This is a genomic window from Streptomyces sp. NPDC037273 (assembly GCF_055603625.1).
In genome coordinates this window covers 372110-385577 of record NZ_JBVJVO010000007.1, presented here as the reverse complement: position 1 = coordinate 385577, position 13468 = coordinate 372110, and the positions used below count along the sequence as shown (strand labels likewise).

At 73.4% G+C, this 13468-nt stretch carries 10 protein-coding genes; 9 read left to right on the top strand and 1 reads right to left on the bottom strand.

Annotation, left to right across the window (positions count from 1 at the left end):
• Nucleotides 1-187: 187 nt before the first annotated feature.
• From ACZ7G1_RS21360 to ACZ7G1_RS21320, 9 genes are all read left to right on the top strand, one after another.
• The gene (locus ACZ7G1_RS21360; protein WP_470881731.1) at nucleotides 188-1555 is read left to right on the top strand and encodes an SUMF1/EgtB/PvdO family nonheme iron enzyme; all 1368 of its coding nucleotides are present in this window, start codon (nucleotides 188-190) and stop codon (nucleotides 1553-1555) included.
• Nucleotides 1555-2964 carry an MBL fold metallo-hydrolase gene (locus ACZ7G1_RS21355; RefSeq protein ID WP_470881729.1) on the top strand — a complete coding sequence of 470 codons (1410 nt, stop codon included), beginning with the start codon at nucleotides 1555-1557 and terminating at the stop codon, nucleotides 2962-2964. The genes ACZ7G1_RS21360 and ACZ7G1_RS21355 overlap by 1 nt, the downstream gene beginning before the upstream one ends.
• Nucleotides 2961-4016, top strand: coding sequence for an alpha/beta hydrolase (locus tag ACZ7G1_RS21350; RefSeq protein WP_470881727.1), 1056 nt, complete (start codon nucleotides 2961-2963; stop codon nucleotides 4014-4016). Before ACZ7G1_RS21355 ends, ACZ7G1_RS21350 begins: the two co-directional genes overlap by 4 nt.
• The gene (locus ACZ7G1_RS21345; RefSeq protein ID WP_470881726.1) at nucleotides 4004-5851 is read left to right on the top strand and encodes an asparagine synthetase B family protein; all 1848 of its coding nucleotides are present in this window, start codon (nucleotides 4004-4006) and stop codon (nucleotides 5849-5851) included. Before ACZ7G1_RS21350 ends, ACZ7G1_RS21345 begins: the two co-directional genes overlap by 13 nt.
• The gene (locus ACZ7G1_RS21340) at nucleotides 5790-6890 is read left to right on the top strand and encodes a hypothetical protein (RefSeq protein WP_470881724.1); all 1101 of its coding nucleotides are present in this window, start codon (nucleotides 5790-5792) and stop codon (nucleotides 6888-6890) included. The genes ACZ7G1_RS21345 and ACZ7G1_RS21340 overlap by 62 nt, the downstream gene beginning before the upstream one ends.
• Complete coding sequence (locus tag ACZ7G1_RS21335) at nucleotides 6887-8290, top strand: aldehyde dehydrogenase family protein (protein ID WP_470881723.1); 1404 nt, start codon at nucleotides 6887-6889, stop codon at nucleotides 8288-8290. Before ACZ7G1_RS21340 ends, ACZ7G1_RS21335 begins: the two co-directional genes overlap by 4 nt.
• A gap of 6 nt (nucleotides 8291-8296) precedes the next feature.
• Nucleotides 8297-9403 carry a threonine aldolase family protein gene (locus ACZ7G1_RS21330; RefSeq protein ID WP_470881722.1) on the top strand — a complete coding sequence of 369 codons (1107 nt, stop codon included), beginning with the start codon at nucleotides 8297-8299 and terminating at the stop codon, nucleotides 9401-9403.
• Nucleotides 9404-9419: 16 nt separating this feature from the next.
• Complete coding sequence (locus ACZ7G1_RS21325; protein WP_470881721.1) at nucleotides 9420-9875, top strand: pyridoxamine 5'-phosphate oxidase family protein; 456 nt, start codon at nucleotides 9420-9422, stop codon at nucleotides 9873-9875.
• Nucleotides 9876-10032: 157 nt separating this feature from the next.
• Nucleotides 10033-11784 carry an FAD-dependent monooxygenase gene (locus ACZ7G1_RS21320; protein WP_470881720.1) on the top strand — a complete coding sequence of 584 codons (1752 nt, stop codon included), beginning with the start codon at nucleotides 10033-10035 and terminating at the stop codon, nucleotides 11782-11784.
• Between the two features lie 124 nt (nucleotides 11785-11908).
• On the opposite strand, the gene hemG is transcribed toward ACZ7G1_RS21320, so the two are convergent.
• On the bottom strand, nucleotides 11909-13387 hold the full coding sequence (gene hemG / locus ACZ7G1_RS21315; RefSeq protein ID WP_470881719.1) for a protoporphyrinogen oxidase: 1479 nt from the start codon (nucleotides 13385-13387) through the stop codon (nucleotides 11909-11911).
• Nucleotides 13388-13468: the final 81 nt, after the last annotated feature.

The window sequence follows — 13468 nt, the reverse complement described above, 5'->3', positions numbered from 1 at the left end:
CGACCGACCGCATGAATCGGAATACCGGAGGGAGTTCACAATGAGCGACGGTACCTTCATGGAGACCCGTGACGCGCAGCAGGAGACCAGCAAGTGGTAATCCGCTGACCAGCGAATTGCGCCGCCCGTACGGATTCGCATTCCGTACGGGCGGCTCGTCGTCCATCGTCCCGAGAGAGAGGTTGAGATGGTAGGTAATCGCGTTTCGCACGTCATCGACATTCCCGCCGACATGCTGGTCATCGACGACTCCACCGACGACCGCTACTGGGCGTCGGTGGAACGCGTCATCGAGCTCGCGCGCGCGAAGGGCCGGGCCGCCGACGGCGTACCCCTGCTCGCGACCCTCGCCATCACGCACCCCGAGTGGCCGGTGCGCGCCGGAGCCGTACGGCTGCTCGCCGAGCACCACGCGGGCGACCCCGCGGCCGACAGCGCCGTCGCCGCCTCGACGCACGACACCGTCGACTGGGTCGCCTTCACGGCCCTGAAGGTCATCACCGAGTACCGCATCAGGGCCGCCGTGCCCGACCTCATCCGCATCTCCGGCTGGCCCAGCAACTTCACCAAGCCCGGCTGGGCGCGCAAGCCCGTCGGCTGTGGCGCCGCCCTGACCAAGCGGGCCCTCATCAGCATCTTCGGCACCCGCGACTCCGCCGAACTGCGCGTCCTGGAGGACGAGTACTTCGCCGACATGCGGGCCCGGATCGACGCGGCGCGCAAGCGGCCCCGGCGCCACGAGGACGTCGTCCTGGTGCCCGGCGGCCCGGCGATCATCGGCGCGGTCGAGGAGAGCGACGCCTTCCGGATGCTGACCGACGACCTGTCGCTGAGCGCGGTGGACGTGCCCGCGTTCCTCGTCGACCGGACGACCGTCACCAACGCCCGCTACCGCGCGTTCCTCGAAGAGGTCGGCGACTCGGGCGAGTTCGACCACCCCGACCAGCCGGAGGAGCGCTCGCACCGCCCCGCGCACTGGCACGACCCGCGCTTCAACGCGCCGGACCAGCCGGTCGTCGGCGTCGACTGGTACGACGGCTACGCCTTCGCCAAGTGGGCCGGCGGCGCGCTGCCCAGCGAGAACCAGTGGGAGAAGGCCGCGCGCGGCACCGACGGCCGCCGCTTCCCGTGGGGCGACGACTGGGACCCGGCCCGGGTGAACTACGTGGAGCGGGCCTTCGGCGAGAACGTCGCCGACCTCGACTCCCTCGAGGCGCTCCTCGTCACCGTCGAGCAGGGCGTCAGCCCGGAGCACCCGATCCTCGCCGCCGACGCGCTCCCGGCCGGCGCGAGCCCCTACGGCGTGCTGCAGACCTCGGGCAACGTCTGGGAGCTGACCCGGACCAACTTCTACACCGGCGAGGACATGGACCCCTTCTTCAAGGGCCGCCACCCGCTGGACTTCATGAACCGCAAGGACGCCTTCCACGTCCTGCGCGGCGGCACCTGGACCTCGCCGCCCGCCTGCCTCACCACCTTCTACCGGGGCAAGGACCTCATCACCGACCGGCACATGGAGGTCGGCTTCCGCTGCGTGTACGAGGCGGCAGGCTGATGCGCCTGACCTCGCTCGGCCACGCCGCCGTCCTCGTCGACACCGGGACCGAACGCATCCTCTTCGACCCGTGGCTCACCCAGCGCCTCGACCGCTTCTGGGAGCACCACCCGCCGCTGCCCGACGACCTGGTCGGCCGGGTGCTCGACGAGGGCGTCGACTACGTGGTCCTCAGCCACCACCACTACGACCACCACCACTTCCCCTCGCTGCTCCGGCTGGTGGACGGCGCCGACGTGGACTTCGACGACAGCCCGCGCCAGAGCTCCGGCGTCACCTGCGTCTACCCGGCGGGCCCGGTGCCCCCGCAGCTGACCGCCTCGGGCCTCGGCCACCAGGCCATCGCCTGGACGCTGCGCCGCTTCGGCTTCGAGCGGCTGCACCCGGTGACGCCCGGCGACACCGTCACGCTCGGCGGGGCGACCCTGCGGACCTTCCCCTCGGCCGTGTCGTTCCCCGAGATGAGCGTGCTGGTGGAGACCGCCGACGCCGCCGTGATGATCTGCGGGGACGCCCTGCTGCACGAGGCGACCGTCGCGGCCTTCGCGCGCGAGGACGCGCCGCGCCTGGACGCCGTGTTCGTGCCCGCGCACAGCGTCTCGCCGCCCGGTGTGCTGACCGAGCGCCGCGCGCTCACCGACCCGGAAGCGGTCCGCGCCCGCGCCGTCGCCACCTTCGACCGGTACGTGTCGACGCTCCCGGCGGCCGTGACCGTTCCCTCCTCGTTCGGCTGGAAGGTCAGCGGCGACGGCGAGCGCGACTACTCCTGGTGCAACCGCACGATGTTCCCCTTCACCCCGGCCGAGGCCCTCGCGCGCCTCCGCGAGCAGGGCCGCGAGGGCCTGCTGTGGGGCCCGGGACAGGTCATGGAGGTGGTGGACGGCAAGGCGGTGCTCACCGAGGGGCCCGTCGCCCCGGACGCGTACGACTTCGACGAGGTGTACGCCGAGGTGCGGCTCGACCCGGGTACGCCGGTGCCGCCCTTCGACGCCTCCCTCGACCGGCTCGGCACCCAGACCCGCCCGGCCGACGAGCTGCTGCGCGAGGTCCTCGACCGCCTGGTGGCCACCGACTACTGGTACCGGGCGCTCGACGACGGCGCCGGCCGCCACGTGGTCTCGCTGTACGAGGAGGGGACCGGCGGCGAGACCGCGTTCCTCCTCGACCCGGTGGCCGGGCGCGTGACCCGGCTCGGCCCCGGACCGGCCCGGAGCCACGTCGCGGGCGGCGAGGGCTGGACCGAGATGGCGGCGAGCACCCTGGAGGCCATGCTCGGCGCCGAGCTGCTGTTCGGCAGCTCCTTCGGCCTGTGGGCCAGCGACGGGGTGCTGCTCTCGGCGGTCTTCCACCACCCGTCCTTCTACACCCGCCATGTGGACCGCGAGCTGCGGGAGGGGGCCCGGCCATGAGCGACTCCACCGTCCTGGTCGACCACGAGAGCGTCCGCCTGCGCGGGAACCCGCTGGGGGACCCGTACAAGCGCCGGATCGAGGTGCACCTGCCGCCGGGGTACGACGGCGTCCGCCGCTTCCCCGTCGTGTACTGGCTGCCGGGCTTCGGCGCCCACCCGGGCCTCACCGGCAGGGCGCTGGCCTTCGGCGCCTCCGTCGCCGACCGGCTGCGGCAGGCGATGGAGGACGGCCGGGTGCCGCCCGCGCTGCTCGTCGTACCGGACTGCACCACCGCCTACGGCGGCTCGCAGTACCTGGACTCGGCCGCGTCGGGGGAGTACGCCGGCTATCTCGCCGAGGTCGTCGCGGAGGTCGACCGGCGGTTCGCGACCCGGCCCGAGGCGGCCTGGCGGGCCGTCGGCGGGAAGTCCAGCGGCGGCTACGGAGCCCTGCTCGCGGGCATGACGTCCGAGCTCTTCGGGGCCGTCGTCGCCTGCTCGCCCGACGCTGGCTTCGAGCACTGCTACCTTCCGCTGCTGCCCGGCACCCTCGACACCGTGCGGGCCGCCGGCGGCGTCGAGGGGCTGCTCGCGCGCCGGGCGTCCGGCCCGCACGACGTGCCGTTCATGGTCGCGATGAGCATCGTCGCCATGGGCATGTGCTACGCCGAGAAGCCGGGGACGAGCCCCTCGGACGCGCTGCCCTGCGACCCCGGCACCGGCCTGTTCCGCGACGACGTGTGGCAGCGCTGGCTCACCCTCGACCCGGTGCGGATGCTGCCCGAGCACGCGGGGCGCCTCGCCCGGCTCGGCCTGCTCCACCTCGACGTCGGACAGCGCGACGAGTACGGCATGCACTGGGGCGTCCGCGCCCTGCACGCCGCCCTGGACGCGCACGGCGTCCCGCACGTCTACCGCGAGCACGAGGGCGGCCACCACGGCATCGAGCACGTCTTCACCGAGGCTCTGGCCGGGTTGTGGAAGGTGTGGCGGGAGGCGCCCTCCCGGCCCGCGGCGCCGGCGGGCGAGCCCCTCCGGAGGACTTGGGTGAGTGGCATATGTGCGGTATAGCGGGTTTCATCAGCTTCGACGGGCGCCGGGACCCCGGCTGGCTCGACGCGCTCGGCCGGACCATGACGCGGGCCATGGCGCACCGCGGCGAGGGCGCCTGCGCCCCCTACGTGTCGGAGTGCGGCACCGTCATGCTGTGCGCGACCCGGCTCGCCGTCCGCGACCGCAGCCACGCCGGCGACCAGCCGATGGCCGACCCCACCGGACGCGTCGTGCTCGTCCACAACGGCGAGGTGTACGGCTCCCGTTCGCCCGCCCCGCCGCTGTGGCCGCGCCGCACCACCTGCGACACCGAGTTCGCCCTCCAGCAGGTCTGCCGCGAGGACGACCCGGCGGACGCGCTGCGGCCGCTCGACGGCATGTTCGCGCTCGCCTGGCACGACACCTCCACCGGACGGGTCGTCCTCGCCCGCGACCACTTCGGCGTGAAGCCGCTGTTCTACACCTTCACCCACGGCGGCCTGCTGTTCGCCTCCGAGCAGCAGGTCCTGCTCCGCACCGGCCTGATCACCCCCGAGGTCGACGCCGAGGAGTACCTGCTGCGCTCGTGGATCCGGATGGACGCGGCCGACGACCACACCTGGCTGCGCGGCATCCGCTCCCTCCAGCCCGCCGAGTACCTGGTCGCCGACGGCGGCCGCACCCGCACCCACCGCTACTGGCGGCCCGCCTCCGTCGACGGCATCGTCGAACCCGAGGAGATCAGGGCCGCCTTCGACCGGGCCGTCGAACAGCGGTCCGTCTCCGACGTCCCCCGGGCCGCCGTCCTCAGCGGCGGCGTCGACAGCACCGCCATCGCCGCCGGACTCACCGCCGCCGGAGTACCCCTCGACGGCTACGTGCTCCGCTACCAGGACGGCATCGGCGGCTCCGGCGACGACGTCGCCCACGCCACCGAGGTAGCCGAACGCCTCGGCGTCCGGCTCACCGTCTGCGACCTCGACCGGCACGCCGCCGCCGACCTGATCCCCGTCCTGCCCACCCGGCTGATGCGGCCGCTGCTGCACGGCGCCGAACTCGCCATGCACCACCTCTACGGGACCATCGCCGCCGACCGGAAGGTCGTCGTCTACTCGGGCCACGGCGCCGACGAACTCTGGGGCTACCAGGACGGCCGCTACTTCCCCGTCGTCGACCCCCTCGCCCCCACGTACATCCACGGCCGGCACTACCTCACCCACCAGCTGCACGCCGACGAACGCCCCGTCTGGGCAAGCCTCGTGACCTGGCTGGCACACGAACTCGACGTCGACATGAGCGTCGTCACCGACCGGGTGTGGTCCCGCACCATGGACGAGTACCGGGCACTGAAGACGGCGTCACCGCTCAAACGCGGCCGGCACCACCTCATGCGGCGCTTCCTCGTCTACGTCAACGACATGGTCGACGCCACCTCGTCGACCTTCACCCTGGAGGACCGGCCCGTCTTCCAGGACGTCGCCCTCACCGAGCTCGCCTTCCGCTGCCCCGAACACCTCAAGGACAGCAACAAACCCGGCAGCCACAAAGGCCTGCTCAAGGCGGCGCTCGCCGACCTGATGCCCGAGTCGGTGCGGTACCGCCGCAAGCAGGGCTTCCCCACCCCCACCGACCCCCGATACGTCCAGCGGCTGACCGAACTCGCCGACGGACTCGGCACCCCCTTCGGGCTGCCGCCGCTGCCGGACGCCCTCCGCGCCGAACTGGGCGTCGGCGAATGGATGTTTCTCGCGTCCTCCTCCGCCTGGCTCGACCACCTCGCGGAGTTCAGAACCGAACCGAGGAGTCATGGTCATGGTGAACAGTCCCGTACCGCAGTGGCACTGGCGGATCCTGGAGCACGCGGCCGACCTTGACCCGGTGCCGCCGGTGCTCACCGAGGCCGCCGCCCAGGACGGCTGCAACTTCACGGTCTGGCGGCCGACCGTCCTGCCCGCCGGCTGCGACACCAGCGTCGGCACCCTCCGCCGCGAGGCACCCCCCGGCCGCGTCGAGGCCGAGGGCCGCACCCCCTGGAGCGACGCCAACCCCGCCGGCTACCGCACCGAGATCTCCGGCGGCGGCCGACGGCTGCGCCTCAAGCAGTTCCACTACGACTGGGCCTTCCCCGCCGCCGACCACCCCTGCCTGTGGGGCAGCGAGACCCGGCCGTACGAGATCGGCGGCGGCCGCGTCGCCTGGCTCGGCACCGACTACCTGGGGCACGCCGCCGGAAGCGCCCGGATGTCCCGCACCACCGTCGAACTCTCCGTCCTCGAAGGCGAGTTCACCGACGACGAGCTCATCGCCCTGTTCGCCGGGCTGCGCCCGGCCGTACCGGAGGCCGAGGAACGGATCCTCGCCACCCCGTTCGCCGAACTCGGCTACTGGGCCAGGCACCGGGCCGACATGGTGTCCGTGCCCACCGGCGTCTTCTCCTTCCACCGGCGCGGCAAGGAACACGAGGGCGACTGGGTGCCCAGCGCCGACGTCACCGCCTTCCTCACCGCACAGGGCGTACCGGTCACCGCCGGCGGCTTCCGCGCCGAGAGCGCCGCCACCTTCGGCGACGGCCGGACCGTCCGCGAACTGGAGGTCGTCTACGGCTCCCCGGCCGGCCACGAACTGCGCCTCACCGCCCAGCGCACCGGCGGCGGCCGCCTGGAGTTCCCGCCCGCCCGCGAGAAGCACCCCGCCACCGAGGAACTCCACGACCTCGGCGGCCGCCCCCTCCACCTCGGCCACCTCGACGCCGAGTACGGCGCCTGCGACGCCTGGTGGCAGCACCCCGACGGCTACGAACTCCGCCTGCTCGGCAGCTCCGGCGCCGGCATGGGCCGCGAGACCTTCCTCGGCCTCGTCGCCGCCATCGACGCCGGACTCCGCCTCGCCGGGAACGCGGAGGTGCTCGGATGACCGGCAAGGGACGGGCCGTCCTCGACCCCGCCACCGGACGCCTCCTCGCCCGCCTCAAGGACACCGACGAGACCGGCGTCCACGACGCCGTCGCCCGCGCGGACGCCGCCCACCGCGGCGCGTGGGCCGACACCTCGCCGGCCCGGCGCGGCGACCTGCTCCGCGCCCTCGGCGACCTGCTCCGCGACGAACGCGAGGTCTTCGCCGACCTGGAGCGGAGCAACGCCGGCAAACCCACCGCACGCGCCCTCGGCGAGGTCGACTTCGCCGCCCGCGTCCTCGACTGGTTCGCCGCCGCCGCCCGCCACCCGATGGGCGAGACCCACCCGGCGGGCCCCGGCATGCGCACCTACACCGACCGGGTCCCCGTCGGCGTCTGCGCCGCCATCGTCCCCAACAACTACCCGCTGCTCCTCGCCGTCTGGAAGATCGCCGCGGCCCTCGCCCACGGCAACACCGTCATCGTCAAACCGGCCCCCGAGACCCCGCTCTCGCTGCGCCGCCTCGTCGACCGCGCCCGCGAACTCCTCCCCGAGGGCGTCCTCACCGGCGTGTACGGAGGCGCCGCCACCGGCCGGCTGCTCTGCGAACACCCGGACGTCGGCATGGTGTCCTTCACCGGATCGACCGCCGCCGGACGTGACGTCGCACGCCGCTGCGCCGACGGCCTCACACCCGTCACGCTCGAACTCGGCGGCAAGAGCCCCGTCGTGGTCTTCCGCGACGCCGACCTCGACGCCGCCGCACGGGCCGTCGTCACCGGATTCACCGGCAACACCGGCCAGATGTGCGTCGCCGCCTCCCGCCTCGTCGTCGACCGGGCCGTACACGGCGAGTTCGTCGAACGCGTCGCCAAACTCGCCGGCGCACTCCGCGTCGGCCCGCCCGCCGACCCCGCCACCGACCTCGGACCGCTGATCAGCCGCGCCGCCGCGGACCGCGCCGCCGAGGTGGTCGAGGAGGCGGCGGCCAAGGGCGCCCGGATCGTCCTGCCGCCCGGCGCCACCGGCGTCCGGCACGACCTCGACGGCGGCTTCCACGTCCACCCGGTGATCCTGGACGGCACACCGGCCGACAGCCGCGCCTGGCGCGAGGAGATCTTCGCCCCCGTGCTCTCCGTCGCCGCCTTCGACACCGACGCCGAGGCCCTCGCCCTCGCCCACGACACCGCCTACGGCCTCTCGGCGTCCGTCTGGACCTCCGACGCCGACCGCGTCGAACACTTCGGACGGAACCTGCGGGCCGGCATGGTGTGGATCAACACCTGGGGCGACACCGAGGAGACCGTCAGCGTCTCCGGCATGGGCCAGTCCGGATACGGGCGCGAGCTGGGCCTCCACGCGGCCGAGGGCTACACCAGGCCCCGCGCCGTCTGGGTCGCCCACCGGCCGGGGAGGTAACCGCCGATGGCGACCACCACCTCCCCGCGGCTCGACTTCCGCAGCGACACCCGCACCCTGCCCGACGCCCGGATGCGCGCCGCGATGGCCGAGGCCAGCGTCGGCGACGACGTCTACGGCGACGACCCCACCGTCACGCTCCTGGAGGAGACGGCCGCCGCGCTCCTCGGCACCGAGGGCGCGCTGCTCATGCCCAGCGGCACCATGGCGAACCTCGTCGCCCCGCTCGCCGCCGCCGGACCCCCCGGATCACCCCCGCCCCGGCTGATCGTCGGCGCCGACACCCACATGGCGTTCCTCGAAGCGGACGGCCTGCGCCGCTTCGGCGGCGTCACCCTCGTGCCGGTCGAGCAGGGCCCCGACGGCCTGCCCGACCCCGGCGCCCTCACCGCGCTGCTCACCGCCGGCACCGACGGCCGGCCCACCGTGGTGTGCCTGGAGAACACCAGCATGATGCGCTCCGGCAACGCCCTGGACGCCGCCGCCACCCGTACCGTCGCCGACCTCGCCCACCGCCACGGCGCCCACTTCCACCTCGACGGCGCCCGGCTCGCCAACGCGGCCGTCGCCCTCGGCGTCCCGCCCGCCGAACTCGCCGCGCCCGCCGACAGCGTGTCCTTCTCGGTCTCCAAGGGACTCGGCGGCCCGGTCGGCGGACTCCTCTGCGGAACCCGCGCGTTCCTCTCGTACGCACGGGAGTTGAGGACCTGGCTCGGCGGCTCCCTGCACCAGGCCGGGATCGTCGCCGCGCCCGCCCTGGTCGCCCTCGGCCGCCTGCCGGAACTCGCCGCCGACCACGAGAAGGCCGCCCTGCTCGCCGACGGACTCGCCACGGTGCCAGGCGCCGAGGTGCTGCGCCCGCCCCGGCCCACCAACATGGTCATGGCCAGACTCGCCGGACTCGCCGCCGACACCTGCGCAACACGCCTCGCCGAGCACGGAGTTCGCGTTCTCCCCCTGCCGAACGGCCATGTCCGCTTCGTGGCGCACCGGTCACACGACATGATCAGTGTGCGCGCGGCCGTCAGTGCGCTGAGGGCCGTGGCGGCCACACTGCCCACCGGGCCGAGCCGACAACCGAACGAGCCCACCCCCGACGGGGAGGCTCCGTGACATCGATGGAGGAAACATGACCGACCTGCCCCCGCGCGGTCTCGAAGAGCGGCTCAAGGACACCCGCGCCAGGCTGGAGAACGACGTCGACCTCTGGGTCGCCACCGCCGGCGCCGAGGGCGGGGTCCACCTCATCCCGCTCTCCTACCTGTGGGACGGCACCGCCTTCCTCATCTCGACGCCCCGCGCCTCGGTCACCGGCCGCAACCTCCTCGCCGACGGCCGGGTCCGCCTCGGCCTCGGCCCCACCCGCGACGTGGTCATCGTCGACGGCCTCGCCGAGCCGGTGGACATCGCCGACCTCGGCGAGGGAGCGGGCGACGCCTTCGCCGCCAAGACCGGCTTCGACCCGCGCGAACTCGACCAGCCCTACCAGTACTTCCGCATCCGCCCGCAGCGCACCCAGGCCTGGCGCGAGGCCAACGAACTGGCCGGCCGAAGCCTCATGCGCGACGGCGCCTGGCTCGGCTGACCCACCCCACCGCCCCACCCGCCGCCGGCCGGTCACCCCGTGACCGGCCGGCGGCCGTGCGGCCCGGCCGGGGTCCAGTCGTTCTTGACCGGCCCTGAAGAGTCCTTTGTCAGGCTGCGACGGCAATGCATCCGTCGATATTTCTGGAAGGGCGAACATGGGGACAATCGAGGTTCCGGTCCTGATCGTGGGCGGTGGCGGATGCGGTCTGTCCGCCTCCGTCTTCCTGGCCGACCAGGGCGTCGACCATCTGCTGGTGGAACGGCACCCGGACACGTCGAGGATTCCGAAGGCGCACTATCTCAACCAGCGCACGATGGAGATCTTCCGGCAGCACGGGATCGCCGACGACGTGCTCGCCGAGGCGGCACCGCTCGAGCTCTTCGGCAAGGTGCGCTGGATGACGACGCTCGCGGGCGACGGTCCGATGGACCGCCGTCTGATCCACGAGATGGACGCCTTCGGCGGCGGCGAACTGCGCGAGAGCTACGAGGAGGTGGGGCCCGTCCTGCCGGCGAAGCTGCCGCAGATGTGGCTGGAGCCGATCCTGCGCCGCCACGCGGAGAACCGCAGCCCCGGCCGGATCCTCTTCCACCACGAGCTGACGACCTTCTCCGACGAGGGCGACCACGTCACCGCCGAGATCCGGAACGTCGAGACCGGCGAGGTCACCACCGTCAAGGCGCAGTACCTGATAGGCGCCGACGGCGGCCGGTTCGTCGGCCCCGAGGTCGGCATCAAGCTGGAGGGCCCGCCCGGACTCGTCAACACCACCACGGCCTACTTCTCCGCCGACCTGTCCGAGTGGTGGGAGGAAGGCACGCTCATCACGCACTTCCTCAGCCCCGAGGACCCCGACCTCTCCAGCAACCTCATCGAGATGGGGCCGAGCTGGGGCAAGGCCTGCGAGCAGTGGGGCCTGCACTTCGCGCCCGGCCCGCCCGGACGCTGGGACGCCGAGACCGTCATCCCCCGCATCCGCGAGCTGCTGCACCTGCCGGACCTCGAGATCGAGGTGCACAAGGTCACCGACTGGATCGTGCACGCCCACCTCGCCGACCGTTACCGCGTCGGCCGCGTGCTGATCGCCGGCGACGCCGCGCACCGCCAGCCGCCCGCCGTCGGCCTCGGCCTCAACACCGGCATCCAGGACGCCCACAACCTGGCCTGGAAGCTGGCCGCCGTCATCAACGACGGCTCGCCCGACAGCCTCATCGACACCTACGAGGCCGAGCGCCGTCCCGTCGGCCGCGAGAACGTCGACTGGGCCGTCTCCGCCGCCTCCCACCACCAGGTCGTCATCGACGCCATCGGCGCCGGCCACAACATCCCGGCGGGCCGCCGCCTCCAGCGCCTGGAGGCCTACTTCGCCCCCGGCCAGGACGGCGACACCGTGCGCGCCCGGGCCCTGGAGATCTTCCACACCCACAGGGGCGGCTGCCAGTCGCTCGACATGGAGGTGGGCTTCGGTTACGAGGCGGGCGCGCTCGTCCCCGACGGCACCGAGCGCCCGGGCCGCGTCCCGATGCGCAACGAGCACACGCCGACCTCCCGCCCCGGGCACCGGCTGCCGCACGCCTGGATCAGCAAGGACGGCGAACTCCTCTCCACCCTCGACCTCACCGGCACCAGCGGCTACACGCTGATCACCGGCCCCGAGGGCACCGCCTGGTGCGAGGCGGCCGAGCGCGTGGCGGAGAAGTACTCGGTGCCGCTCGTCACGGCCCGGATCGGCGCGGGCGGCGACTACGAGGACGTCGACGGCGGATGGCAGGCCGTCCGGCAGATCACCGGCGCCGGCGCGCTCCTGGTCCGCCCGGACCAGCACGTCGCCTACCGCGCCACGGAGGCCGGCGAGGACCCCGAGCAGATCCTGTCCGAGGTGTTCGCGTCCGTCCTGGACCGCTGACCCCTCTCCCGGCACGACGAGAAACGGACCACGAGCGACGGACCACGAGAAACGGACCACGAGAAGGGGCCGTACCCGATCGGGTACGGCCCCTTCTCGTCGCCCTCGGGGCGGGAAGCCCGGGTCAGACGCCCACCGCGACCTCGCGGGCCGCGGCCTCCTTCTTCAGGAAGCCGAGGACCTGGTCGGCCGCCTTGCGGGCAGTGGCCATGCAGACACCGACGCCCACACCGTCGTACAGGGCGCCGCAGACCGCCAGACCGGGCTGCTCGGCCACCGACTCGCGGATCCGCTTCACCCGGTCGAAGTGGCCGACCGTGTACTGCGGGAGGGCGTCGTCCCAGCGGCTCACCCGGCTCGCCACCGGCGGGCCGGTGACGCCGATGGCCTCGGCGAGCTCGGCCGCCGTGACCGCGACCAGGTCGGCGTCGTCGCGCAGCAGGTGGTCCTCGCCGTAGCGGCCGAGGGCGCAGCGGACGATCTCCACCTCGCCGGCCAGATGGGGCCACTTCACGGTGGTGAAGGTGACCTCCTTGACGACCTTCCCCTCCGTCGCGGGCACCCGGTAGGCGGCGTAACCACGGCCGTGCAGGCCGCCGTTGGCGAACGCCGCGTGCGGGTAGGCGAGCGTCACCGTCGCCACGCTGGAGTACGGGACCTCGGCGAGCGCGGAGACGGCCGCGGAGGTGCCGGGGACGCCGGAGAGCAGCCGGCCCGCCGGTCCCGCCGGTACGGCGATGACGACGGCGTCGGCGTCCAGGTACTCCGGGTCGCCGGCCGGGCCCACCGTCAGCCGCCAGCCGTCGGCGGTCCGGGTGAGCTCCCGCACGGACGCCCCGGTGCGCAGCGAGGCGTCCGGCGCGGCGGCGAGCACCTCGCGCACCAGCGTGGGCGGCAGCGAACCGAAGCCGCCCTCCAGGGTGGCGACGCTCACCGGCGGCGGCTTCTCGCCCTCCGCGAGCACCGGCGTCAGCGAGCCCGCCGCGTCCGCGAGGGAGGCGTGGTTGCGGGACGCCATCGCCAGCGGGGTCAGCGTCGCCTCGAACGACAGGTCCTCGGCGCGCCCGGAGAACACCCCGGCGAGGAAGGGGTCGACGAGCTTGTCCACGACCTCCTGGCCGAGGCGCCCGCCGACGAAGGACGCGACGGACACGTCCCCCTCGCGGTCGAAGGAGGGCAGCGCCAGGTCCTGGCGGGCCCGCTCGAGACCGGCGGCCGAGAGGACGCCGGAGCGCGCCAGATCGTCCATGTCGCAGGGCACGCCCATGAACTGACGGTCCGGCTGGTGACGTATGCCGTCCTTGGTGAGGATCGCCGAGGCGGTGACGCCCGCCGACATGATGCGCTCGCCGAGCCCCGCGTCCTTGATCAGACCGGTGGTCTTGCGGCGGTTGGCGTACAGCGACTCGGCGGCCTCGTCGACCGGCACGCCCGCCACCTCGGAGACCTTCAGCTTGCCGCCGATCCGGTCCGAGCCCTCGAGGAGCGTCACCCGGACCGGCTCGTTCCGCAGGTAGAACGCGGCGGACAGGCCCGCGATGCCACCTCCGACGATGACCACATGGGGCTTTCCGCTCGCCTGATCCCGTTCGCTCCCGGCCATTCCACCAGCTCCTTGATGAATGATGCATACGGTGTCGTAGGGCCCGCCCCGGCGCCGACGGGTCGGCACCACGGCAGGCTT